The organism is Pseudanabaena cinerea FACHB-1277, assembly GCF_014696345.1.
In the GTDB taxonomy this organism is placed as follows: Bacteria; Cyanobacteriota; Cyanobacteriia; order Pseudanabaenales; family Pseudanabaenaceae; genus Pseudanabaena; species Pseudanabaena cinerea.
Genome location: NZ_JACJPY010000015.1, coordinates 31,522 through 54,758, shown reverse-complemented (window position 1 = coordinate 54,758; position 23,237 = coordinate 31,522). Strand labels below are relative to the sequence as shown.

The window sequence follows — 23,237 nt, the reverse complement described above, 5'->3', positions numbered from 1 at the left end:
CTAATCACCCTGTAGGGGGTGTTATACAGAAAAATTCTGGCTATTTACCCTATACAGCGTGTTATACAGAAAAATCCTGCCTAATCAACCAAATAGTGTGTTAGCCCGACAGTACAGTGTATTATTTAGATTGGTTTCTGGATAGTTTCATTAACCTGCTCAATTAGGGAAAATGCGGAGGCGGCGGTTGGGTTCTGTGCCGTAGCTTTCCGATCGCAGTTGATAATGTTCCACTAATTCATGCTGCATACGGCGGATGATGGAAGAACGGGGTAGCAGTTCCACGGGTTGACCTTTAGGAATTACAATCTGTTCCACGGCTAGACGGGTTTCTTCTAAAGCTTCGATTTCATCTTCAGAGTCACCATAGGCGAACATATTTAGATCGGAAATGGTATCGGCAGGACTTTCATCGATGTGCAGAATACGTCTGAGGGAACGGGTGATTTGGGGTAGGGTACTGGTTTTGATAGCGTGAATGGGAATTTGCCGCGCTTCTGCTACTTGTCGCACTTTGGAGCTAGTGCGAATCTGCGATCGCAATGCCAAGATTACATCCGCTTCATCGAGATCCTTAGTGACTTCGATGGGTAAATTAGTGGATTGAATTACCTGTTCCGTTTGATGGCGACTGACCCCATAGAGATAGACATAGAGCGTGCCGAAGCGCTCCTTCATGGCTTCATATTCTGTGGCTTCGAGATTTTCTAAGGGAGGGGCGATCGCGCTGACCGTAGCGCCATTGTTGACAGGATTGGCGATCGCTTCCGTTCGCATCTGCACTTGCGGATCAAGGGGAATGGGTTTCATCCGTCCCGAAGACCGCCAACCCTTAACTACAGGATTGCGGACAACTTCAGGATTTTTAGGCTGCTCTTCGGTGGTGGTGACTTCGCCCTGATCGCTGACGGCGCGAATTTGTCGCCCAGGGTCGCGATCGCGCAGGAGCATATCGATGGTGGCGGCGACATCCTGATGCACCGCCCAACGGTAGCGCTCCCACATTTCTACCGCAATGTCAAAGGTGGGTTGCGCCTTACGTTCGAGAATACTCTTTTGGGGCAAGCCGCGCCGCCGCATCTCTTCATCGCCAAGGGTGACTGACTGAATGCCGCCGATGAGGTCTGAGAGGGTGGGATTTTTGATTAAATTTGCCAATTGATTGCCGTGGGCAGTGCCAACTAGCTGTACCCCCCGCTCAGCGATCGTTCTCGCGGCAAGGGCTTCTAACTCTGTGCCAATTTCATCGATCACAATTACTTCAGGCATATGGTTTTCCACTGCCTCGATCATGACTTGGTGCTGCAACTCAGGTTGGGATACCTGCATCCTTCGCGCCTTGCCGATCGCGGGATGGGGGATATCGCCATCCCCTGCAATCTCGTTGGATGAGTCGATGATCACTACTCGTTTATTGAGATCATCCGCCAGTACCCGCGCAATCTCCCGCAATGCCGTAGTTTTGCCCATGCCAGGGCGACCAAGCAAAAGGATCGATTTACCCGTTTCCACCAAATCGCGAATCATGGCGATCGTGCCATAGACTGCCCTGCCCACCCGACAGGTCAGCCCGATGATTTCCCCTTTGCGGTTGCGAATGGCGCTAATGCGGTGCAGAGTGCGCTCGATCCCTGCGCGATTGTCGCCGCCAAATTCACCCACCTGCTGCACACAAAGCGCCAAATCTTCCCTAGTCACAGGATCATCGGTTAAATATTTAGTACTGTCAAAATATCGGGCTTCGGGCAATCTGCCGAGATCCATCACGATTTCTACTAGCTGTTCCAAACCGCCACAAAGTTCCAAACTATGTTTAATGCGGGGGGGCAATATTTCAAGGAGTTGATCGAGATTGTCTGTAACTTGCTTACGGATTGAGTCCATTAGGATTGCTGGGGTTTACGGTTAATTTTTGATTTGGGAAACTAGCTGCTTAGCGATCGCCACTGCTTGCCATAGCAGTTCTGGGCAATCTTCGAGGCGATCGGGTATTGGTTGGGCATCCAGAAAATCAGTGATGATTTTACGAGCATAACTGCCATAGGCAATCCCAGAAACGGGTATTTTTGCTTGCTTTAACTTGGCAACGGTGCTGGCATTAGTGCCACCTGCTACCTGCACAAAGCCCAAGGGCAGATCAAAACCCAATACCTTCTGCCCTAGCTTGAGCGCCGCCCTAGTCGTGCCATCGCCAATATCGCCGCTCATCGGTCTACCGTCGGTTTGCCAAATCAGCGATCGCGGCATTGGCTGCATCACCGCCAGCAATGACAACAGATATTCATGCAAATTTTCGCAGTCAGGAAAACTCACCGCCATCAGTTTTACCTGTGGCACGATCGCACTCAAGCGCCGCCAAAAAGCAGCAAACTCTTGAGTGCGATGGGGTTGAGTATGGATTTCGATCGCATCGATTGATTGACTAGATTGGGATTGACTAGATTGGGATTGATTAGTCACTAGCTCAAAGATATCTTCAGGCTGGTAAACCTGCTCGCGGGTATGGATAATCTGCACAGGGCATAGGGGTAAGCAACGACCACAGCCATAGCAAAGGCTAGGCATGATCCCATTGTAATCATTTCCAAACTTGATGGCGGTGGTGGGGCATACTTTCTCGCAGGGGCGTTGACAATCGGCGGGACAAAGTTGCGGGTCAAAGAAGGCTTTGCGAAAGTGGGGATCTTCGCCATCATTAAAGCTGACCATCACCAAGGGGGCAGCAATCTGAGGATTTAGCTTCAGGGCGGCGGCGATACCTTCACGGGCGGCGGCGATCGTGGCAGGGTCGGGAGCCATATCGATGCAGTCGGCTCCTGCTAATGTATAGATCAATGCCAAATGGCGAATTGCGGGTAAATGTTGATAACTTGCGCCACAAATGAGTTTAAACCAATGCCGCGATCGAAGAGCCTCAAGTCCCATGCCTTAATTATTTTGTTTAAAACTTTTAGTTAAAATTTTCAATCATGAGTGTGATGATCTACCCACCACATTCATGATGTTAACTGATATTACGTGAAACTTCCCCTTTTTCCCTCTTCTTAAGGAGATTGAGGGGGATCATACGTTGGTAGGATGATCCCCATAGGTGAGAACGCTAAACTCAATGCCACAAATTGACATAAAAAAACAGCAGCGATCGCCATTTTGATGGAGGTTATGGATATGACTAATGAAGAAGCAACCATTGAGGCTTTGCAAAGTCGGGTTAGATATTTAGAAGCACATCTCCATCTGGCTTTACAGGTTTTGCAACAAATGGAGCAGGATGACTCCTATGCCCTTACTGGGGAAATCTCTGAGCAGCAGTTTCAGCGATCGCCTCAAAATCAAACTATCGCAATTACGCCCACCAGCAAAATAGAACTGCCCACTTTCCTTAATTCCCGCACATGGAAGCATATTCAAGATGACATGAACCAAGCCCGTGTTAGCAGCGATCGCGCCATTAGGCATTTAAAGGTTAGCTAAAAAGAGAGGGGCAATGCGAAGCATTGCCCCTCTCTTTTGGGAGATAACAATTAAACGGCTCCGCCGTTTAATTGCTGGAAATTACTTAATAAATAGCATCTCTTGATAAGTGGGCAATGGCCATAGGTCGTCAGCCACTTCGCCCTCAAGGGCATCAACATCAGCGCGAATACCATCCATCAGCGATCGCATAGTTTGCGAAATAAACTGCATATGATCTTCAATGGAGGCGAAATCATGCTTAGTCAAAGCCTCTGACAACTTGCTAACCCCAGCCATCATCGACTTAGAGAGAGCCGTGATTTTGTCGATGGGTTCTTTGTCGTAGTCAACACCAATCTCCTTAAGGCTCAAGGCGGTATTTGCCAAATCTGCCAAATAGCGAGTTACCGCAGGGTAAATCATTGTCTTGACCATGCTGACAACCAATTTTGCCTCCACTTCAATGGAGAGAATATATTGCTCAGCATAGGTCTCAAAGCGGCTGGCTAGCTCAACAGGAGACAGAACCCCTAGCTTACTAAACAACTCTTCGATGTAAGATTCCTTAAGTACAGGCAAAGCATCAGCCGTGGTGCGAAGGTTGGCTAGACCACGCTCAACCGCCAGCTTGTGCCATTCTTCAGAATAACCATTGCCGTTAAAGATAACCGCGCCATGCAGTTCCATGACCTCTTTCAAAACGGTGCTGATGGCTGCGGGCAGTCCAACACCTTTAGCAAGTTCTGCCTCTAGCTTATCGGCGATCCAAGTCAAGGAATCTGCCAAAATGGTATTCATGGCAACCAAGGGACCAGCCACAGACTGACCAGAACCCACAGCGCGGAACTCAAAGCGGTTGCCTGTAAAGGCAAAGGGAGAAGTACGGTTGCGATCGCCTGGGTCAGTTGGCAAAACAGGCAGAGTATCTACACCAATATTCATCAAGCCCTTGCCCGTAGAACTCTTGAGTTCGCCTTGACGGATCTGCTCAAACACATCCTCAAGCTGTGAACCGAGGTACATGGAGATAATTGCAGGAGGAGCTTCGTTTGCACCAAGACGGTGATCATTGCTGGCGGTTGCCACCACTGAGCGCAACAATGGACCATAGGTGTGAACGCCACGAATAATTGCACCACAGAAGACCAAGAACTGAGCATTGGAGTGGGGTGTATCACCAGGATCAAGCAAGTTACCTTGGGTGGCATTACCGACTGACCAGTTAACGTGCTTACCAGAGCCATTAATACCAGCAAAGGGCTTTTCATGGAGCAAGCAGACAAAGCCATGCTTCTTGGCGGTAAAGCGCAGCATGGTCATGATCATCTGTTGATGATCGGTAGCGACGTTAGCAGCTTCATGGTAAGGGGCGATTTCAAATTGCCCAGGGGCAACCTCGTTGTGGCGGGTTTTGGCGGGGATGCCAAGACGATAGAGGCGCTCTTCCACATCCTGCATGAAGACCTGTACGCGCTCAGGAATTGCACCGAAGTAATGGTCATCAAATTGTTGACCCTTTGCCGAGGGCTTACCAAATAGGGTACGCCCTGCTAATAGCAAGTCGGGACGAGCATTGGCAAAATTAGCATCAACTAAGAAATATTCTTGTTCAGCACCACAGCTAGAGTTAACGGGGGCAATGTCTTTCTCGCCCAAGATTTTCAGGACTCTGGTGGCAGCCTTGTTCATGGCTGCATTGGAGCGCAACAAAGGTGTTTTCTTGTCGAGGGCTTCACCAGTCCAAGATACAAAAACAGTAGGAATACAGAGGGTGGAACCATTGTCGGTTTCCATGATGTAGGCGGGGCTGGTGACATCCCATGCGGTATAGCCACGGGCTTCAAAGGTGGAGCGAATACCGCCATTGGGGAAGGAAGAACCGTCTGGCTCACCCTGTACCAAGAGCTTACCTGCAAATTCGGAGATGGCGGAACCGTCACTCTGTACGGAAATAAAACCATCGTGCTTTTCCGCAGTGGCATTGGTGAGGGGATAGAAAACGTGGGCGTAGTACAATGCGCCTTTGGAAATCGCCCAGTCCTTCATTGCGAGGGCGATCGCATCGGCAACAGTGATATCGAGGGGTTCACCTGTTTGAATGGTTTTCTTGATCGACTTAAAGACTGTCTTGGGAAGACATTCTTGCATCTTACTCAGAGTAAACACATCAGTCGCCCACATTTCTTCCAAGCGCTTAGGTGCTTTCTTGGGCATTGGCTCGCGATTGGTGATTTGATAAATGGCTTGAATGCGCGACTCGTTTCCGCTCATGATGATTTTGGAGTTTATTTTTTAAATTTACTCAATCATACTAAGGATAGATCTTGGAAACGGGTAAAAAGGATACTAAATCGATTGCACTTGATTGGTATACAGCGCTTTGCGCTTGTTTAAAACCCAGATAAAGCCGCGATAGACTGTATGGCACTTTGCGTGGACTGGAAAACCAGAAAATTTTCTATCTTGGTTTCACCGAAAAAAGAACCGTGCCTTTGCCTCGATTTTTTTATGGGTTTATTTTTACAGGTTCAAATGAGCGCTTGACGCTGTAAGAAGTTTGGAGAAAGGTATACTTTATTTTTAGAAGTTAATTTTGTAAATTAGAAATATTTTTTTAGATGGCAACCACACAATCTCAATCTTCTCCCTCTCAGTCTTCTCAGTCCCAGATCCTGCGATACAACATTATTGGAGCGCGACGCTTTAGTAATTATTGCTTTGCGGCAATTGTGGCGATCGGCGCTTCGGGTTTTTTATTGGCGGGAATATCTAGTTTCCTTAAGGTAAATCTTTTGCCATTTTCAGAACCATTGCAGCTAGATTTTGTCCCCCAAGGTCTAGCCCTGTCTTTTTATGGTGTTGCGGGTACGCTGCTTGAGATTTATTTGTTATATGTGATGGCAATCGACTATGGCGGTGGCTATAACGAGTTTGATCGCAACAGTGGCAAAATCACGATTTTTAGACGTGGACGCAACAAAAACAAAAATCTGGAATTCACTTACAAAGTTGCCGATGTGCAGGCTTTGCGCGTGGAAATTCGCAATGGGTTAAATCCTAAGCGATCGCTATATTTGCGGGTAAAGGGCAAGGGTGATCTGCCTTTGACGGAGGTTGGTCAGCCCATTTCTTTGACAGCTCTTGAAGATCGGGCGGCTGAGATTGCGAAGTTTTTGGCAGTCCCCCTTGAAGGTTTGTAAAAGCCTTTTAAAGTCCGATGTACAGTGCGATCGCACTTTGATTACATTGCGTGCGGTCAAACTTTACAGAGTAAAATTTATCAAAAATTTAGAGTAAGATCACTATGTTTCGTTGGATTTTTAGCTGTTTTCTGGCATTGAGTCTTTTTCTCACTGGCTGTAGTAATGGCAGTAGTGTCTCAGCCACATCTTCATCGCCTAGTGGGGCGCTCAGTACGCCCTCCGCGATCGCCAATGCTAAAGATAATAAGGACAATGCCAAAGCCGATCCTAAAACCGATCCCAAACCTAGCCCTAACAGCAGCCCCCAAGCCGAGCCTCAAGATGAGTTAGCGGCAGCGCTGGCTAAGTTTGTGCAGCTAAAGGGCAAGGCAACCATTGAGCTAAAACTCAAGTTGGGATTGGTCAAAATTGCCCTAGATGGCGAAAATGCACCCTTGACCGCAGGTAACTTTGCTGACCTAGTACAGCGCGGTCATTACAATGGTTTGACCTTTCATCGCGTGGTCAAAGAGCCTAGTCCCTTTGTTGCCCAAGGCGGCGATCCTTTGGGTAATGGAACTGGCAGTTTTGTCGATCCTGTCACCTCACAGCCTCGCTATATCCCTTTAGAAATTTTGCCTGAAGGGGCTAAGCGCCCTGTCTATGGTGAGGTGTTACCACCAACCCAGAAGCCGAAGCTACGCCATAGCAAAGGTGCGATCGCGATGGCACGATCGCAGTCGCCCAACTCGGCATCTTGTCAGTTTTACTTTGCCCTTGATGATATTTACTTTCTTGATGGCTCCTATGCCGTATTTGGCTATGTGACTGAGGGCATGGAGCTAGTTCAAAATATTGCCGTTGGCGATGTGATCGAGTCTATGACCATCACCGAAGGTGCAGAAAATATCAAACAGCCTGTTTAGTCCATGAAGTTTAAAAGCGTTGCCAAGCAGCGCTTTTATATTTTTTTGGGTTTTAAGCCAGCGCAAAGGGCTGGACTTTGAGATATATTGAAAGGCATTCTAGGCAAGGCGGTGATATGACTCTAAACAAAGTGCATTTAGTGGGTCGCGCAGGACGTGATCCTGATATCAAACATTTTGAGTCGGGCAAAATGGTCTGTAATTTTGCGATCGCGGTCAATCGCAATAGTAGCAATCGTGACGATCCGCCCGATTGGTTTGACTTGGAAATTTGGGACAAAACGGCAGAAATCGCTGCTAACTATGTCAAGAAAGGCGGACTTGTCGGGGTCACTGGTTCACTAAAATTTGATCGATGGACTGATCGCAACACAGGCGAAGAACGCCAAAAGTCAGTGATTCGGGTTGATCGCCTCGAATTGCTAAGTTCCCGCCGCGATAATGAAGCATCTTCCTTTGGCGGCAGCAACCCTGACGATGATTTTTAAAAGATTGAAGAGAGACGCTTTGCAGCTCTCTTCAATCTTTTTTACGGTTTTCCGACTGGAAAATTTTTGATGGCATTGGTAAGAATATACATAGAACACATATCTAGCCACGCAATACCGTGACTGAGGGGATGTAATTATGTTTAATCTTGGCGAACTTAACTCCAGCAATAATTTATTACTGGACTATCTCAAAAATCAAACTCCCGAAACCCTTGCGACGGTTGCTCAGTCGGTTAGTCCTGAAGCCCAGCAAATTATTAGTCAAAATATTCAAAACCTCTTGGGCATTCTACCCCCTGCTCATTTCAACGTGAGCATCACCACCGATCGCGAAAATTTGGCAGGCTTGATCGGCTCGGCAATGATGACGGGTTACTTCATCCGCCAAATGGAAACCAGAATGCAGTTAGACCATTCTTTGGCAGATACAAATAACCCTTAGAAATAATGGCTATTGCTTGCTTACCCAAAGCGATAGCCTTTGCCATAGACCGTATTAATTAGGGAAACTGGGCGATCGCGGTCAATTTTGCGCCTTAATAATTTGATTTGAGCAGCAAGGGCATTGCTAGTTGGCATATCTTCTCCCTCTTGCCATAGATGCTGCCCGATCAATTCATGGCTGAGCAACTGGTTAGGGCGTTGCATAAAATATTCTAAAAGCTGATATTCCCTCTCCGTCAGGGCGATCGCTGCTCCTTGGCGATACACCAACTGATTTTGACGATCTAACCTGAGATCGTCATAGATCAAGCTATTTGGCAAGCCATTTGGTTCAGCAATTAATACTGAAGAAGAATCTGGGGCAGGAATACGCCGTAACAATGCCCTTACCCTCGCCAATAACTCGCGCAACTCAAAGGGTTTGACGAGATAGTCATCGGCTCCACTGTCTAAACCTGCCACGCGATCGTCAAGGGTATCTTTGGCGGTGAGGATTAATACGGGCGTACTATGCCCCCTTTGGCGCAACTGACTACAAATCTCCACTCCCGACATCATAGGCATCATCCAGTCCAAAATCAGCAAATCGTAATCGTTACTTTGCGCCAATTCCCAACCGCGATCGCCACTATTGGCGCTATCAACTATATATCCTTGACTGGTCAAAATGCGCTGTAATGGCTCCGCCAATTCTTCTTCATCATCAACCAATAGAATTCGCATAACTAGGCATCAAGGATCTGTTCAATGAATAACAAGTTACAGCGCTTTGGGGTGACATAAAACCCAAAACAAATTTTGAGCATAGGCGCTTTATACCGATGCCCAAAAATCACGTTATTTTGCGCGGCAATTAGAAAAATACAACCCGACTATCAAATCCTTGGCGGCGAATTGTGCCATTTAAGGTTTCGGCACTGCTGCGATCGGGGTAGCCCTGTACCTCAATGTATGTGCCGCGATAGGATGAGCGTAACTGTGCAGTGGGGACGATCGCCTTTACCCTTTGCAATTCTGATACTAACCCTGTGGGGATAATGACAAAATAGCGTAACTGCCCTACCGATGGGGCTGTGGGACTTGCGGTGACTATGGGGATGGGCTGGATTGGGGCTGGCTGCTGAGAACTAACAGGTTGGGGAATGGCAGGTTGGGGAATGGGTTGTGGCGATCGCACAATTTCGATGGAATTATTAGGGAAATCTGCTCCTGGTACGCCTGGCAAAGGCTCATTAACCGCAGGATTGGGAGTAAAAATAGAGCCGACAGGAGTTGGCAATGAAGTGATGGGTGGATTGCTAGGTGCAGGTAAACTGCCCAACTGCCCCTGCACTGGTCGTACCTGAGCCGTTACGCCAGCTTGATTAAATTCAGCAGCACGGCGTTCTGCCAGATTGAGGTTATTAAATCGCCCTAACTGCACCACCTGCTCACCAGTATTGAGGCGGCTCAAAAACGCATCGGGCGCGATCGCTCTGGCGCGTTGGAGATTGGCGACATTTGGCGAATAAACAAGGTATTGACTAGCACTAGGCACAGTCTGAGCAGCAACAGGCTTGACGTAATTGAGCAATGGACTAGCGCTAATACCGATAAGTGATACTAACCCAATGGCAAAACCACGAAGATATGAACTATGGATCGGCTTCTGTGTGTGGAGTTTCATTTGCTTGCCAGCTAAAGGTCGCGAAGAGTGAAAATTAAAGTGGAAATTAAAGTAAAAGTAGGGAAAAACTATTTTAGGCGGTTTAGGAAAGTTGGGCGCGATTGTAGCATAATCTCTGATTAGTTATTTGCCAAAAGCACAATCTCATTGCTAATTTGATCGATCCCTTTAAGCCACAGCAGTGATATTTGCTGCACCTGCCCCGACTCTAGGGTGACGATGGAAAAACTGCGATAGGTTTGATCGCTTTCTATAATCAAGCGCGGACTGCAAGCAGCATTCAAGAAAACTGTCCCCATGTCATTAGTGGCGATCGCCTCACGGGTACGTTGCGAATTATGCCGCAGACGATGGTGCATATGCCCAAAGGTGACGAGGGGAATCTGTTTGCCCATGCCATAGGATTTAGAAATTGCCTCCATTAAATCTGGATCGCCATAGTCGCCGCCAACGGGCTTCCAGTCTTTACCGCAAGGAGAATGCTCATCAGCCCCCAACCCCCAAGGACCACTATGCCCCAAAAAAATCAGCGTATCCTGACTAGTCTGCTTTACCGCCTCAGTAATACGTTGGGTGGATTCGGTGAAGCAATTAATGCCATAGCGATCGCGATAAAAATGTTGCTTTTTCCATTTGGAGCCGCCAGAGCTAAAGGGACGTGCGCCCACCACCGACAGCCGCAATTCGGGAAAGTCTAGCCAGCCATAACCAACATGGGTTTCTCCTAAAATTTCTAACTGCTGCTGTACCCGATCCTCCTTGGTGCGATCGTAGGGACATTGCTTTTTAGAAGGATTTTTGCTGTGAGGATTGCCTGTGCTGTACCAAGCATCATGGTTGCCTAAGATTATGGCTTTGGGGATATCGAGACTGGCGATCGCCCGCACCACCTCTACTGCCTCATTACCAAAATCCCCCACAAATAGCACTAAATCCACACCCAAAGCTTGCAATGCCAGCCGATCCTCGATGGGTTGCCATAATTCATGGACATCGCCAACCACAGCAATTTTAATCAATGATTTACTTATCAATGGGAACTGGAACATGAAAAATTTGAGGATGATGACCGCATCTAAGATTAATTTTTAAGATCGAAAAGTTGCCACAGACATTCCCAGCCATAAAATAAAGCCAAGTTTGGCAAAACGATAAGCAATACACTCATTGGTAAACCATTATGATGGATCTGTTAGTTAGCTTTGCGATCGGTGCAGGGGTATTTTTCACCGTTGGTGGAGCCTCTTTTAAAATTGTCAATCAGGGGGAAGAGGCGTTGGTCGCTTCCTTTGGCAAATATAAACGCAAACTACCCGCAGGGCCGCATTTTATCCTGCCCTATGTCGATAGTGTTACCTATCGTGGCTCGATCAAAGAGCAAGTGCTTGATATTCCGCCCCAGCAATGTATTACCCGCGATAACGTATCGATTACGGCGGATGCAGTGGTTTATTGGCGCGTTATGGACATGGAGAAAGCCTTTTATCGGGTCGACAACCTGCACCAAGCCATGACCAACATTGTCCTCACCCAAATTCGCGCTGAACTGGGTAGTTTAGAGTTAGATGAGACATTTACTGCCCGTAATAAAATTAATGAAATTTTACTGCGCGATCTTGATGAAGCCACCGATCCTTGGGGGGTCAAGGTGACAAGGGTGGAGCTACGGGACATTTTGCCTGCCAAGGCGGTGCAGGAGTCAATGGAATTGCAAATGACCGCCGAGCGTAAAAAAAGAGCCGCGATCCTCACCTCTGAGGGGGAACGGGAGGCAGCAATCAACAAGGCTAAAGGTTTAGCGGATTCGCAATTGCTCAATGCTGAGGCTTCGCAAAAAGCGGCGATCTTGGAGGCGGAGGGGCAGAAGCAGTCACGGATCTTGAGGGCAGAGGCAGAGCGACAGGAGCAAGTACTCAAGGCACAAGGTACTGCCCAAGCGATGCAGGTACTTTTGCAGTCGATGAAGGGTAATGCTCAAGCACAGGAGGCGCTGCAATTTTTACTGGCGCAAAATTATATTTCTATGGGTACAACCATTGGCTCTAGCGCCAGCAGCAAGGTTATGTTTATGGACCCGCGATCGCTGCCCTCAACCCTTGAAGGGCTGAAGTCGATTGTTGATGTGCCTGAAAGTGGCGATATGTTAAATGACCGTAAATAATACCAAACCAAAAAGAAAGCGCCGCATCGCGCCGCTTTCTTTTTGGATTACACAGAAGGACTGATGGGAATGCGTTTGAGCAGGTGATATTTACAACCCGTTGCCAAAATATGTACCCGCAGATTATGAATGGTAAGCGGTGCTGACCCACTGACCCATAGTTGATTGCTGTAGGAGACTTCGCCAGGGTCGATTACGGTGACAGTGCCGCGTCCCATCACTCGCAAAATATGATTGGGTTCAAAAATGGCAACCGTATCTTCGTCAATGCCCACGCCAAGGCGATCGGGATGGGCAGCGATCGCGGTCATCAAACGTGCCATGCGATTGCGGTTATGAAAATGCTGATCGACAATAATTTCAGGCAAAATATTCAAGCCTGTACTCATATTGATCAATTCCTTATGGGGTGACTCGCCACTGCTGCCCCCTGAGATCATGTGATAACCCATTGCCGCCGCCCCCGCGCTCGTACCCGCCAAGACAATTTTCTGCTCATTAATCCGCTTGGCGATCGTAATTGCAAAGGGGGTATCAGCGATCAAACCACATAGGCGCAACTGATCGCCGCCTGTCATAAAAATACCTGTAAACCGATCCACCAAAGCTTCGGCTTGTGGATAGTCGTGGTGAGGGCGCTCACGAATATCAAGAACCTCAACCTGTTTGGCTCCCAAATCGGTAAAAATATCGTGATAAATTCGCCCAATAATGTCTGGCTCTCTAGAAGCGCAGGGAATAATAGCAATGCAGGCTTGGGAACCACCACAATTTTCTACAAAAGCTTTGAGGATCTTGCGATCTTGAACCTTATCCTCGCCACCACCTATTACCATTACCGCCGATTTGATAATTTGAGTCATGCCCCTATCTATTGCTATATCTTCGTCTAAGTTCAGCATACTAGCAGATTGATCAACAAATTGTTTGAGGCGATTAATTAAGCTAATACCTTGACTCATTTTTGCTTTTGCTGACTCCCCAACAGATTGAATTAAATCCGTTGATGATTGGTTAACTAGCTATGCTGTTAAACATAGCTTTCTGCTAGATATTTCCCTAGATTTTACTAAATTTAGCGGGAAATGGTTGAATATAGTTACATACTTTCCTATAGCATTGTATATCCTTGTATGAGAATTACAGCGTTTTAAACTGGATTAAAACCTAGAGAAAATGTTGAAAGCTTAACTAAGAGCCTGTTTGGAAAGTTTTGATCCCCCTAAATCCCACTTACAAAGGGGAGCTTTTTTAATCTCTCCCCTTACGAAAGGGGGGCTAGGGAATCAAAGCAACTATGGGCTGTAACTCTAGTCGTTTTGCCAACATTCTTGACTAATTAAGTCACAAATGCGATCGCGCAGTAAATATTGATGATCCTCTAGTTCGCGTTCGATTTGACACCATTCGCGATCGCGAAAGAACCGACAAAGATTATGGATCGGCTGACTGCGGCTAAGCTTGCCGCTTTCGATCAAATGCTTTGCCTCGTCTTGGATTGCACCAATTGAATAATAAAGTGTTTGCAGCATAACTAAACTCTTAAGGTAATTCTTCTAGTTGTCTGTGGCTATGGGGTTAAAAGACCGTCAATGGCAACGATAGAAAATATTGACAATCATAATTTAAATATAAAATTTCTAGATATAATTTGGATGTATATCTTTGGTGTCTGTGATTAAGGATACAGACTAAGCTTATCTTGCCACGCAATTTTGCGGAGAATCCAAAACTTAACATAAATTCGATATACAGTTTGTTGAGGTTTTGAATAGTACAGCGAAAACTTTAAAATCATCGCGGAGCAAAACTTCTAAAGTTTTGCTTGGTTGGGTTTGATCGCTAGTCTCTGTAATAAAATCTCTTGATAAACTTTCTCTTGATAAACTTTCTGAAAACTTTCCAAAAAACTTATGCAAATCCCGATCGCAATTATTGATGCTTTTACAGATCAGGTCTTTTGTGGCAACCCTGCGGCAACCGCGATCGTTGATGAATTTCTCGAAGATCGAGTTATGCAGTCTATCGCGGCTGAGATTAACCTATCAGAAACTGCTTTTACAAAACTCCTAGCGCCAAATCACTTTCATTTGCGTTGGTTTACCCCCACACAGGAAGTGCCAATCTGTGGTCACGCGACCCTAGCGATCGCCCATAATTTGCGTGAGTCGGGGGGGATTGATCCTCAGCACCCCTTAATTTTTTCGACCTTGAGTGGTGACTTGCACATTAGCTTCGAGCAGGATTTAATTGTGATGGACTTCCCGTCAGCAAAATATCATCAATGTTCAACGCGATCGCAGCGCATTTTAGCAGAGATGCTCACAGGCAAGATTTACGAGTGTTTGGGGCGCAGCCTTGATTACATTACGGTTTTACTAGAATCTGAGGCATCCGTTCAAAACTTTCGCCCCCAGATGGGGCATATCGCGGAGCTAGATGCTTTGGGCTTGATCATTACCGCGATCGCCGATCACAATCATCCCTATGATTTTGTATCGAGATTTTTTGCGCCCAAGGCAGGCATTCCTGAAGATCCTGTAACTGGTTCTGCCCATTGTTGTCTTGTTCCCTATTGGGCAGCACGTATGGGCAAAGCTGACCTAATTGCCAAACAGCTATCAAAACGTACTGGCATTTTGCAGGTTAGCGATCGCGGCGATCGGGTACTTCTCAAAGGCAGAGCCAAAACCTTCCTGCGGGGTCAAATTAATCTAAATTAATCTATAACTACGTTGCTGAAATGTGCCGTCCTACCGATTGACTGGCAAATATTTTCATTGCAAATATAAGGGCAGAAACACTTTGACCGTAGTTAGTTCATAGGGAATGCTCTCAATCTCTAGCCTGCCCTTGTGGAGTTCGGCTAGGCGCTTGACAATGGGTAAACCTAAACTAGTACCCTGCTGCACATAAAGCTTTTTCTCAAACTTGACATATGCCCCCAGATTTGTCATCTGCTCAGACTCAAAGCCATGACCATGATCGCTCACACATAGGCAATATTCGCGATCATCATAGGTTCCTAACACATTAACAGGACTGCCCTCATGGGATGCTTTAAAAGCATTATCAATAATTTCCTTGGTAATCACATTGAGATAGGAGTCAGAGATCTGAATGCTAGCGTCTTGAATATGCAACTGCAAATCGGATAAACGGTTAGCATTGTTGGCGATATCCTTGGCACAGCTAGCAATCTCAATATCCACAAAAGTTGTTTTGCTGTTAGCAACCTGATCATTCCATTCCGTAGAATTTTCCTTTGACTCCAGTTCCGCATACAACAAAAATTTTTTCACCATTTCGTGCATATCCCGCCCTGCCTTGCGAATTCGCCGCCCAATATCAGGGACTTCATGGGATTCCATTGCGTGATAGTTTTTAACCAAAATGTCCGCCAAGCCCATCACCTCAATCGCAGGGAATAATAACTGATGAGGCAGTGATTTGGAAATATTACTACGCAGATTGTCTAATTCCTGCTTGTAATAGCTACTAATAATGTCTTGCTTTCTAAACTGGGCGCTAATGGCACTTAGCAATTCATCTCTGGTAAATGGCTTAGTCAAATAGTCATCAGAACCTAGTTCCATGCCATGCCGAAAGTCAGCCTTATCAGATTTGGCGCTTAAAAACATAAATGGAATTGCTGTGGTAGCAGAGTTAGCTCGTAAAGCCTGAATAACACCATATCCGTCAACCTCAGGCATCATGATGTCACAAATGACCAAGCTGGGTATGGTCTGCTGTGCTAGATTAATGCCATCGCGTCCATTATTGGCAGTGATAACCGCATAACCCTCTGCCTGCAACATCTTGGCTGTATTGAGCAGAACATTGGGGTTATCTTCGATAAGTAGGATTTTTTTCATATCTACAAATTATGATGGTGTCTAACCTAATATTATAATGATTCTGATAATGATATTGAGTGACTTATTCGGTATCACAGTCATCATCAGCTAGATGATGGATAGGCAAAGTCACCACAAATTCTGTGCCAACATTTAGTTGGCTATTTACCGATATACTTCCTTTGCAAAGGTTGACGCAGTTTCTGACAATTGACAAGCCCAAACCAGTGCCAGGCAATATCCCGACATTTTTACCCCGATGAAAGGCATTAAATAAATGTTCTAGATCATCACTGGGAATGCCAATTCCCTGATCGCAAATAGAAAAAGTAACAGTTTCTTGTGTGACTGTCAAATCAAATTTAACTTGGCTATGCTCTGGCGAATATTTGAAGGCGTTGGTCAGTAAATTGGTTAAAATTTGACGCAATAACTTCTCATCCATATTCACCATGAGGGGAGCGATCTCATTTTGAAGGTGCAGATTTTCAATAACTATATCAGGGGGACTATTCGCGAGATTTCTGTTTGCATCATCAATGACATGGACTTGAAGCCGAGAGTTAATAGTATAGTTTTTCGCAAAGGTTCTTTGCATTTGCCTGAGCAGTTGATTACAGAATTTTAATAGATCAAATTCCGTGGGATTGATTTTGGATTTATTGGTATTTGCCCGACTCAAAAATAATACATCTTCCATCAATGCTGTCATATGTTTGACTTCCGCTTGAATTTGGTGTAATTGTTCTATTTGCTCTTCCTTAGTCCATTCATAATATTCTAACAACTCTGAGGCACTCTGAATTGTCGTTAGGGGTGTGCGAAACTCATGGGAAACAACGGAAATAAAATCTGTTTTCATCTGACTAAGCTCTCTTTCTTGTTTGAGCGATCGCGACAATACTTCTGCCGATAGCTGTAGCTGTTCATTTTGTTCTTGCAAGCGCCTTTGTAGAGAGCATAAACGCAGGTGGGTTTCAATTCTGGCAAGCACTTCAATTAACTGAAATGGTTTACTAATATAGTCCACACCTCCAACAGAAAAGGCTTCTACTTTATCTGATGCATCTTCTACAGAACTAATAAAAATGATGGGAATATCTTCTGTGAATGGATCAGCCTTCAAGCGTGAGCAAACCTCATAGCCATTGATATCAGGCATCCGAATATCTAATAAGATAATATCTGGTGGTCTTTCCTTTACTTTCGCCAAAGCCTCTAGTCCGTTGTTAGCTTGCTCTACTTGATAGCCCTGCCGCAATAGCATTAGAGATAGCAACTGAATATTATAGAGAGTATCATCAACAATCAAAACCAAGTTATCTTTAGGTGATCTAGCCTTTTCGTTGTTTATTGCATCACTTGTTTCATGATTTTCGCGATCTACATTCATAATTAAATCCAACCCCAATCTAATTTGTATAGCCAGTATGGAACTTTCGATTATTTTGCCATGCCTAAATGAAATCAGGCATGGATATCTGGAGCGCATTCTCACCAACTTAGTTCATCAAGTTGGTGATATTGAAATTATTGCTGTAGTTAGCCCTAGCGAAGATGACACGGAAATAGTTGTAAATAACTATGCCCAACGCTATGCTAACTTAAAAGTTGCCCGATCGCTTGCGAGAAACCGCGCCCAAAGATTTAATGATGGCATTGCGATTAGTCAGGGAGAGACGATTTTGTTACATCATCCCGCGACCCTTTTGCCAGAGGTGCGAGTCTTGGCGATCATTAGGCGATCGCTTAGTGCCGTAGCGCCTGAATATTCTAATATTATTTGGGGAGCGTTTTACCATAGCTTTGACGATCAGCATTGGCTGTTAAAGTTCACATCTTGGTATTCTAGCCATATTAGGGCGAAGCAAAAGGGGATTGTTTATTTTGATCATTGTCCCTTTGTGAGTCGTGATTTGCTCACAAAAATCGGCAATATTCCTGATTTAGATATTTTTGAAGATACAGTTCTGAGCGATCGCCTCTGTCAATTTACCAAACCTATGCTAGTGGATGGTACGGTGATTACCTCGGCAAGGCGTTTTCGACAAAGGGGCATTTATCGCCATGCCCTGCTTAATCAATTATTAAAGCTCTGCTATCATCTCAAAATCGATCCTAAACATCTCAACCGCCTCTACGAAAAGCGCTATAGCATTAATACCAAATACTGATAAATACTGATAAATACTTACAGTTGTATAGGAAAATATTTACATGAAAATATTTAGCCGCCAAAATCTGCGCCTGTTCATTATTCTTTTTGTCCTGACGATCGCTATTTTTGGGTTGGGATGGTTCATATTTTTGCGTCCACCCTTGCCAACTCTGAATAGGACAGAAACGATCGCTGGCTCAACTTTGCAAAATATCACATTGACTGAGTTTGATGCTGATGGCAAGCTGCTATGGGAAATTACTGCCAAGCAGGCTGACTATCGAGAGGATCGCAAAATTGCGGATGTGGAAGCGGTGAAGGGCAAGTTTTATCGTGGGGGGGAACTGCTGATGGAAGCGGTCGGCGATAAAGGAACTATTGATCAGGTATCTAGGGAAATTTCTTTGCAGGGTAGTATTGAGGCGATCGCTGTGCAGGAAAAGATCAATATGAAAGCCGATCGCATGGTTTGGAAGTCAGAAGCGGATCTTCTCAAGGCTGGGGGCAATATTGAGATTGAACGCAAGGCTGATAAGCTAAAAATGACTGGCAAAGAATTAACGGCTAAGCCTAGTACTGATGTTTACAGTCTTGAGAAAGATGTGGTTGTCACGATGGTGAAGCCACCATTGAAGATGCAAAGTGAAAAAATCACTTGGGAAGCCCAAAAAAGTCTGGTCTTTTCCGATGTGCCTTTGTCGGTGATCCAAGTGCAGGATAAGCTGCAACTGAAGGCAAATCAAGGTAAATGGGATATTGCTAAGCAGGAAGTTACGTTTACAGGCGACATTCAAGCTGAAGATCCGACCTTAGATGTGAATATCACTGCTAGCATTGCTGCATGGAATTTGGACAAGGAGTTAATTACATTGCCCGAAGCTTTTACGGCAACTAGCAAAGGGCGCGGAATTGTGATCAATGCTCAAAGGGGAGAGGCGCAGGTAAAGGAAGAAAAGATTAATCTTATGGGACAGGTATCTGCAAGTTTGCAGTCGACACAGGGTTTGGTAACAGCCGATCGCGTGGAATGGCAAATTCCCAATAAGTCCATTACTGCCGATGGCAATATCAACTATCGACAGCCTGACAAAGATCTAAATGTGCAGGGCGATCGCGCTGTGGCAAATCTCGAACAGCAAACAGTGACGGTCACAGGGGCAAATGTATTGACCACGCTCACGCCCTAACAGACATCTGCTCAATATCGAGAATTATTTTCGCTATATTTTAGGTTTTCGTTGGCATATTTGTGTTAGAATGGCAAGCCGTATGGGGAATTAGCTCAGTTGGTAGAGTGCTGCGATCGCACCGCAGAGGTCAGGGGTTCGAGCCTCCTATTCTCCATTTTTTACTTTTTACTTTTTACTTTTTACTTTTTACTTTTTACTTTTTACTTTTTACTTGCCCAAGGATGGCAAGGACAATTAGATATTCCATACTATCCAATCTTTCGCAGAGAATATCTTCATCCCGTTCTCCGTTGAGGATTTGCCGAATCGCATTCCAGACAATGTTTTGACATTCTGGATCGACTTCTTGTAATTCAGTTTCTAATTGCTGTCTAACCTCAGTATCGTCAACCGCTCTCACTACACAGTCGATAAGCGGGGCGTGTTGGCTTAGCTCGTACTCAGTGCCTGCAAAATTGGCGCAGGCGGTGCGAGAAAGGCGGCGATATTCCTTTGCTTTGGCTGGATCGCCTTGTTTATCACTAATTTTTGCTAAGGTGTCGTAAGTTAGCCAAATCTCAGATGCCGCAGGATCAATAGTTTGCTGAGTATTTAGTGCCTTTTCTGCTAACTGCTTTGCTTCGTTGAGTGACTCTGGTAATTTTTCCAGTACAGTAGCAAGGTTATTGATTGCCTTAGAATTACTTGGTTTATCTCCAATATCCTTGAAATAGCGCACTGTCTTGCGAAACCATTCCTCAGCTTCTCTTGGCTTTTGTTTAGCTATGCTCAAAATTGCTAACTGATTCCAATTCATCAATTTTTTGCAACACAGCGTAACTTGCCAATTGCATCTAAACCTAATGCCGTCACACCATTACGCTTTGAATAATTTGCAGCCAACTTAGAAAACTGCTGTAAGTCAGCAGCCCTAAAACCCTTGACTACCGTACCCCTTACCAAGTATTGTTTGCTGCATCGAAACTCGTTACATTTCATGTTTGAGTTAGTGGCTGTATCAATGAAACCTATCAAAGCAAGATGATTACTAACCTTCCCAATCAATTTGATCATCATGCCAATGCAAGCGATCGCCTACAACCTGACGACTGGCTGTATGACCGCGCTGTTTTACAATGGCTCTCTAATTCCACTTTAACTACCCAATTACCGCTTCCATATCAAATTTTTGGTTGGTATAGTCATCTATACTTCCAACTGACAAAGCAGAATTATCTCAAGGGGGGTAGAGGACTATTTCGGTTCATCTCAAAGGTTTTTTCGAGATTTTATCCCGACCGCGATCTTGAATTAGAACTAACTAACTATCGCGTGTTCCTCAATCCCACAGATATGCGGCTGTTTCAGGTGGTAAATGAATTGTCTGAACGCGATACTGACATAGCCGTGCTATCACATTTGCTTAAGGAAGGGGATACTTTTTTAGATGTGGGGGCAAATCATGGTAGTTTTGCGATCGTTGCCAGCAAATTGTTAGGTGCAGATGGCTTGGTGATTGCGGTAGAGCCGCAGCCAAGACTAGCAAAGGCGATCGCAAAGTCTTTAAGTGCCAATGCTTTATGTAAGTTCCATATTTATAACCTAGCGGTAGGCGATCGCGACGGTGAAATTGAACTATTAGTTCCCATTGGCACATCTGGCTCAGCAGGTATATTTCCCGAACATTCAGCCACCCATGATCACAATGCGATTAAGGTTCCATTACGCCGTTTTGATCAGTTGGTCGATTGGCAAAACTTCACGGGGAGGGTAATGCTTAAACTAGATGTGGAAGGTAGCGAATGTGTATTTTTAGAAGGTGCAAGGCAAATGATCACATCCCTCAAGCCCAAGTTGATCATTGAGGTGCATCCCAATAGCCTCAAAGCCGCAGGGGCGACAGGCGATCGCCTCAAACAACTGCTCCTCGAACTAGGCTATAAGCATTACGCAGAATTGCATGAATGGGATCTTCTTTATCCTTTAGAAAATCTCAACACCAGTCAGCAGCGCAATGTGATGATTGTTTAAACTGCGATCGCGGCGATCGCGGGTGGTATAGCTTTCTCGGTTTTTAGTGTATTCATGAGCTACCTAGCAAAACCCCCTTGGCTCATGATGCACAAAAAACCTAAAATTGTTGCAAATTACAAATCTTGGCTTCAAAAGTCGAATTACTAAACTAAGATAGACAAAGCTAAAGAGATTGCCTAATTTGTGACAAAATAATGGTAATCCCCAGCGATCTGCAAAAGTTTTTGATGAGGGTTACGGATGTTAAAACAAATTAATTGGCTAATTGCCGCCGTCGCAGTTACGACCCTTGCTTCCTTTGCGCCTGCATCCTTGGCGGCTCAATCTTCTAAACCAGCTCCTGCCGAGCTAGAAAATGTTGTGGCGGCTTTAGACCGAGCCGCAAGCGCCCAAGATATTGAAGCAGTGATGAAATATTATGCGCCTAGTTTTAGTCATGGCGATGGGCTGAACCGCGATCTATACAAAAAAGCGCTCCGAGAGTTGTGGCAGAGCTATACCAATATTAGTTATCGGACAGAAATTTCTAAGTGGCAGAAGCAGGGGGATTTGATCACTGCGGAAACGATCACGATGATTCAGGGCAAGAAAGGGGATCAAAGCGATGACTTCAAGCTCAATGGGCGCATGGTCACGACCCAAACCTATAAATCTGTGAATGGTCAGTTGCAGGTGGTATCTCAACAGGTTTTGTCTGAGCAGTCATCCTTGAGTTCGGGAGAGGCTCCACCATCGGTACAGCTAAATATGCCTGAGTTGATCGGTGTCGGGCGGCAATATGTCCTTGATGCGATCGTGACGGAACCCTTGGGAACAGGTTTGTTGTTAGGGGCGGCGATCGAGGAGGCAGTGGATGCCAAAAATTTATTGAATGAAAATACGATTAATTTGCGTCCTCTCAGGGCTGGCGGAGTCTTTAAAATTGGTCAAGCGCCCTTTAAATCGGGCGATCGCTGGATTTCGGTGGTGCTAGTCCGCGAGTCGGGTGTCACAATCGCGAGTCAACGCTTACGGGTGAGCCGTGATTTTACTGGCAATCAATACACACCTTTGCCAGAGCCAGATACTACCCCCACCCGTGTCCGCCCCCGCAATGACAATCGTCAGACACTATAAAAATCCAATAAAGCCCAATAAAGCAATAGCTATGCTGTTGCTTTATTGGGTTGTCAATTCATAGAACTGTAGTTAAAGCAAAAGTGCAAAGGCTAAGCCTTTGCACTTTTGCTAAGCGGCAACTTCTTCAGTGACTACTACATCTTCAGCGTTAGGAATTTCAGCATCCAAATCTTCCTCAACAGCTTCTGGCTCCAATTTGACCGTCAAGTAACGAATCACATCATCACCAAGACGCATGGTCTTTTCTAGACTCTCAATGGTACTAGGGATAGCACTATAGTTTACTTGAATATAAATACCTTCGCGATGTCCCTTGATGTCATAAGCAAGTCTGCGTCTGCCACGGTGTTGCACCGTGAGATCTTCAGAGCCATGCTGTACTAAGAAATCTTGATATTTAGCGATCGCTGCGTCAATTTCCTGATCGGGCAGGTCGGGACGCAAGATATACATGGTTTCGTACAAACGTTTGACAGTCATTTAGTTATTTCCTTACGGTCATTAGTTGGCTTCTAAGCATAGAACACAGAAGCAAGGATCTGTCATTATAACCTGAGCGTGACTATCTACAGCA

23 protein-coding genes and 1 tRNA gene are annotated in these 23,237 nt (G+C 45.5%); 12 read left to right on the top strand and 12 right to left on the bottom strand.

What is annotated here, in order from left to right; all coding sequences use genetic code 11:
- Positions 1-159: 159 nt before the first annotated feature.
- A complete protein-coding gene (locus tag H6F44_RS07260) occupies positions 160-1,884 on the bottom strand; it encodes a R3H domain-containing nucleic acid-binding protein (protein ID WP_190350285.1) in 1,725 nt (574 codons plus the stop codon).
- Between the two features lie 21 nt (positions 1,885-1,905).
- The gene (locus H6F44_RS07255) at positions 1,906-2,925 is read right to left on the bottom strand and encodes a Light dependent period protein LdpA domain-containing protein (RefSeq protein ID WP_190350284.1); all 1,020 of its coding nucleotides are present in this window, start codon (positions 2,923-2,925) and stop codon (positions 1,906-1,908) included.
- A 243-nt stretch (positions 2,926-3,168) separates the two neighbouring features.
- Between H6F44_RS07255 and H6F44_RS07250 the strand changes: the two genes are divergently transcribed.
- Positions 3,169-3,474, top strand: coding sequence for a hypothetical protein (locus H6F44_RS07250; RefSeq protein ID WP_190350283.1), 306 nt, complete (start codon positions 3,169-3,171; stop codon positions 3,472-3,474).
- Positions 3,475-3,555: 81 nt separating this feature from the next.
- Here the strand turns inward: H6F44_RS07250 and H6F44_RS07245 are convergent, their stop codons facing one another.
- Complete coding sequence (locus H6F44_RS07245; RefSeq protein ID WP_190350282.1) at positions 3,556-5,727, bottom strand: glutamine synthetase III family protein; 2,172 nt, start codon at positions 5,725-5,727, stop codon at positions 3,556-3,558.
- Positions 5,728-6,074: 347 nt separating this feature from the next.
- On the opposite strand from H6F44_RS07245, the gene H6F44_RS07240 reads away from it, so the two are divergent.
- From H6F44_RS07240 to H6F44_RS07225, 4 genes are all read left to right on the top strand, one after another.
- The gene (locus tag H6F44_RS07240) at positions 6,075-6,656 is read left to right on the top strand and encodes a photosystem I assembly protein Ycf4 (RefSeq protein ID WP_190350281.1); all 582 of its coding nucleotides are present in this window, start codon (positions 6,075-6,077) and stop codon (positions 6,654-6,656) included.
- Between the two features lie 104 nt (positions 6,657-6,760).
- Positions 6,761-7,564, top strand: a complete 804-nt coding sequence (locus H6F44_RS07235; RefSeq protein WP_190350280.1) for a peptidylprolyl isomerase — start codon at positions 6,761-6,763, stop codon at positions 7,562-7,564.
- A 116-nt stretch (positions 7,565-7,680) separates the two neighbouring features.
- Positions 7,681-8,052, top strand: a complete 372-nt coding sequence (locus H6F44_RS07230; RefSeq protein ID WP_190350279.1) for a single-stranded DNA-binding protein — start codon at positions 7,681-7,683, stop codon at positions 8,050-8,052.
- 139 nt (positions 8,053-8,191) lie between these two features.
- On the top strand, positions 8,192-8,497 hold the full coding sequence (locus tag H6F44_RS07225; RefSeq protein WP_190350278.1) for a DUF760 domain-containing protein: 306 nt from the start codon (positions 8,192-8,194) through the stop codon (positions 8,495-8,497).
- A 20-nt stretch (positions 8,498-8,517) separates the two neighbouring features.
- Here H6F44_RS07225 and rppA read toward each other — a convergent pair whose 3' ends face one another.
- The 3 genes from rppA to H6F44_RS07210 form a co-directional block, all read right to left on the bottom strand.
- The gene (gene rppA / locus H6F44_RS07220; protein ID WP_190350277.1) at positions 8,518-9,222 is read right to left on the bottom strand and encodes a two-component system response regulator RppA; all 705 of its coding nucleotides are present in this window, start codon (positions 9,220-9,222) and stop codon (positions 8,518-8,520) included.
- Between the two features lie 130 nt (positions 9,223-9,352).
- The gene (locus H6F44_RS07215; protein WP_190350276.1) at positions 9,353-10,165 is read right to left on the bottom strand and encodes a hypothetical protein; all 813 of its coding nucleotides are present in this window, start codon (positions 10,163-10,165) and stop codon (positions 9,353-9,355) included.
- Between the two features lie 119 nt (positions 10,166-10,284).
- Entirely contained in the window at positions 10,285-11,184 is a 900-nt protein-coding gene (locus tag H6F44_RS07210) for a TIGR04168 family protein (protein ID WP_242016479.1), read from the bottom strand.
- 164 nt (positions 11,185-11,348) lie between these two features.
- Between H6F44_RS07210 and H6F44_RS07205 the strand changes: the two genes are divergently transcribed.
- Complete coding sequence (locus tag H6F44_RS07205; RefSeq protein WP_190350311.1) at positions 11,349-12,326, top strand: SPFH domain-containing protein; 978 nt, start codon at positions 11,349-11,351, stop codon at positions 12,324-12,326.
- A gap of 47 nt (positions 12,327-12,373) precedes the next feature.
- Here H6F44_RS07205 and H6F44_RS07200 read toward each other — a convergent pair whose 3' ends face one another.
- Together H6F44_RS07200 and H6F44_RS07195 are read right to left on the bottom strand one after the other, a co-directional pair.
- Entirely contained in the window at positions 12,374-13,288 is a 915-nt protein-coding gene (locus H6F44_RS07200) for a cyanophycinase (RefSeq protein WP_199302040.1), read from the bottom strand.
- A 348-nt stretch (positions 13,289-13,636) separates the two neighbouring features.
- Positions 13,637-13,858, bottom strand: coding sequence for a DUF4327 family protein (locus tag H6F44_RS07195; RefSeq protein WP_190350274.1), 222 nt, complete (start codon positions 13,856-13,858; stop codon positions 13,637-13,639).
- Between the two features lie 381 nt (positions 13,859-14,239).
- Between H6F44_RS07195 and H6F44_RS07190 the strand changes: the two genes are divergently transcribed.
- Positions 14,240-15,049, top strand: a complete 810-nt coding sequence (locus tag H6F44_RS07190; RefSeq protein ID WP_190350273.1) for a PhzF family phenazine biosynthesis protein — start codon at positions 14,240-14,242, stop codon at positions 15,047-15,049.
- A gap of 54 nt (positions 15,050-15,103) precedes the next feature.
- On the opposite strand, the gene H6F44_RS07185 is transcribed toward H6F44_RS07190, so the two are convergent.
- Both H6F44_RS07185 and H6F44_RS07180 read right to left on the bottom strand, forming a co-directional pair.
- Positions 15,104-16,201, bottom strand: a complete 1,098-nt coding sequence (locus tag H6F44_RS07185) for a hybrid sensor histidine kinase/response regulator (protein ID WP_190350272.1) — start codon at positions 16,199-16,201, stop codon at positions 15,104-15,106.
- Positions 16,202-16,265: 64 nt separating this feature from the next.
- Complete coding sequence (locus H6F44_RS07180; protein ID WP_190350271.1) at positions 16,266-17,576, bottom strand: hybrid sensor histidine kinase/response regulator; 1,311 nt, start codon at positions 17,574-17,576, stop codon at positions 16,266-16,268.
- Positions 17,577-17,613: 37 nt separating this feature from the next.
- Here H6F44_RS07180 and H6F44_RS07175 point away from each other — a divergent pair, with 37 nt between their 5' ends.
- The 3 genes from H6F44_RS07175 to H6F44_RS07165 all read left to right on the top strand — a co-directional run bounded on the left by H6F44_RS07175 (position 17,614) and on the right by H6F44_RS07165 (position 19,685).
- Positions 17,614-18,357 (top strand): glycosyltransferase, encoded by a 744-nt coding sequence (locus H6F44_RS07175; protein ID WP_190350270.1) that lies wholly within the window; start codon positions 17,614-17,616, stop codon positions 18,355-18,357.
- Positions 18,358-18,400: 43 nt separating this feature from the next.
- Positions 18,401-19,528, top strand: coding sequence for an LPS export ABC transporter periplasmic protein LptC (gene lptC, locus H6F44_RS07170; RefSeq protein WP_190350269.1), 1,128 nt, complete (start codon positions 18,401-18,403; stop codon positions 19,526-19,528).
- Positions 19,529-19,612: 84 nt separating this feature from the next.
- Positions 19,613-19,685, top strand: a tRNA-Ala gene (locus H6F44_RS07165).
- A 39-nt stretch (positions 19,686-19,724) separates the two neighbouring features.
- Here the strand turns inward: H6F44_RS07165 and H6F44_RS07160 are convergent.
- On the bottom strand, positions 19,725-20,327 hold the full coding sequence (locus H6F44_RS07160; RefSeq protein WP_190350268.1) for a tetratricopeptide repeat protein: 603 nt from the start codon (positions 20,325-20,327) through the stop codon (positions 19,725-19,727).
- Between the two features lie 224 nt (positions 20,328-20,551).
- On the opposite strand from H6F44_RS07160, the gene H6F44_RS07155 reads away from it, so the two are divergent.
- Positions 20,552-21,541 (top strand): FkbM family methyltransferase, encoded by a 990-nt coding sequence (locus H6F44_RS07155; protein WP_190350267.1) that lies wholly within the window; start codon positions 20,552-20,554, stop codon positions 21,539-21,541.
- 243 nt (positions 21,542-21,784) lie between these two features.
- On the top strand, positions 21,785-22,660 hold the full coding sequence (locus H6F44_RS07150) for a Cif family virulence factor (RefSeq protein ID WP_190350266.1): 876 nt from the start codon (positions 21,785-21,787) through the stop codon (positions 22,658-22,660).
- A gap of 111 nt (positions 22,661-22,771) precedes the next feature.
- Here H6F44_RS07150 and rpsF read toward each other — a convergent pair whose 3' ends face one another.
- Entirely contained in the window at positions 22,772-23,143 is a 372-nt protein-coding gene (rpsF, locus tag H6F44_RS07145; protein WP_190350265.1) for a 30S ribosomal protein S6, read from the bottom strand.
- Positions 23,144-23,237: the final 94 nt, after the last annotated feature.

What these genes read in the sequence shown, in the direction of transcription:
- H6F44_RS07245 (WP_190350282.1), bottom strand. Translation starts at nt 5,727, where the DNA reads ATGAGCGGAAACGAGTCGCGCATTCAAGCCATTTATCAAATCACCAAT.
- H6F44_RS07215 (WP_190350276.1), bottom strand. Translation starts at nt 10,165, where the DNA reads ATGAAACTCCACACACAGAAGCCGATCCATAGTTCATATCTTCGTGGT.
- H6F44_RS07240 (WP_190350281.1), top strand. Translation starts at nt 6,075, where the DNA reads ATGGCAACCACACAATCTCAATCTTCTCCCTCTCAGTCTTCTCAGTCC.
- lptC (WP_190350269.1), top strand. Translation starts at nt 18,401, where the DNA reads ATGAAAATATTTAGCCGCCAAAATCTGCGCCTGTTCATTATTCTTTTT.
- H6F44_RS07150 (WP_190350266.1), top strand. Translation starts at nt 21,785, where the DNA reads ATGTTAAAACAAATTAATTGGCTAATTGCCGCCGTCGCAGTTACGACC.
- H6F44_RS07225 (WP_190350278.1), top strand. Translation starts at nt 8,192, where the DNA reads ATGTTTAATCTTGGCGAACTTAACTCCAGCAATAATTTATTACTGGAC.
- H6F44_RS07235 (WP_190350280.1), top strand. Translation starts at nt 6,761, where the DNA reads ATGTTTCGTTGGATTTTTAGCTGTTTTCTGGCATTGAGTCTTTTTCTC.
- rpsF (WP_190350265.1), bottom strand. Translation starts at nt 23,143, where the DNA reads ATGACTGTCAAACGTTTGTACGAAACCATGTATATCTTGCGTCCCGAC.
- H6F44_RS07255 (WP_190350284.1), bottom strand. Translation starts at nt 2,925, where the DNA reads ATGGGACTTGAGGCTCTTCGATCGCGGCATTGGTTTAAACTCATTTGT.
- H6F44_RS07200 (WP_199302040.1), bottom strand. Translation starts at nt 13,288, where the DNA reads ATGAGTCAAGGTATTAGCTTAATTAATCGCCTCAAACAATTTGTTGAT.
- H6F44_RS07205 (WP_190350311.1), top strand. Translation starts at nt 11,349, where the DNA reads ATGGATCTGTTAGTTAGCTTTGCGATCGGTGCAGGGGTATTTTTCACC.
- H6F44_RS07160 (WP_190350268.1), bottom strand. Translation starts at nt 20,327, where the DNA reads ATGAATTGGAATCAGTTAGCAATTTTGAGCATAGCTAAACAAAAGCCA.
- H6F44_RS07180 (WP_190350271.1), bottom strand. Translation starts at nt 17,576, where the DNA reads ATGAATGTAGATCGCGAAAATCATGAAACAAGTGATGCAATAAACAAC.
- H6F44_RS07175 (WP_190350270.1), top strand. Translation starts at nt 17,614, where the DNA reads ATGGAACTTTCGATTATTTTGCCATGCCTAAATGAAATCAGGCATGGA.
- H6F44_RS07250 (WP_190350283.1), top strand. Translation starts at nt 3,169, where the DNA reads ATGACTAATGAAGAAGCAACCATTGAGGCTTTGCAAAGTCGGGTTAGA.
- H6F44_RS07195 (WP_190350274.1), bottom strand. Translation starts at nt 13,858, where the DNA reads ATGCTGCAAACACTTTATTATTCAATTGGTGCAATCCAAGACGAGGCA.
- H6F44_RS07190 (WP_190350273.1), top strand. Translation starts at nt 14,240, where the DNA reads ATGCAAATCCCGATCGCAATTATTGATGCTTTTACAGATCAGGTCTTT.
- H6F44_RS07185 (WP_190350272.1), bottom strand. Translation starts at nt 16,201, where the DNA reads ATGAAAAAAATCCTACTTATCGAAGATAACCCCAATGTTCTGCTCAAT.
- rppA (WP_190350277.1), bottom strand. Translation starts at nt 9,222, where the DNA reads ATGCGAATTCTATTGGTTGATGATGAAGAAGAATTGGCGGAGCCATTA.
- H6F44_RS07230 (WP_190350279.1), top strand. Translation starts at nt 7,681, where the DNA reads ATGACTCTAAACAAAGTGCATTTAGTGGGTCGCGCAGGACGTGATCCT.
- H6F44_RS07155 (WP_190350267.1), top strand. Translation starts at nt 20,552, where the DNA reads ATGATTACTAACCTTCCCAATCAATTTGATCATCATGCCAATGCAAGC.
- H6F44_RS07260 (WP_190350285.1), bottom strand. Translation starts at nt 1,884, where the DNA reads ATGGACTCAATCCGTAAGCAAGTTACAGACAATCTCGATCAACTCCTT.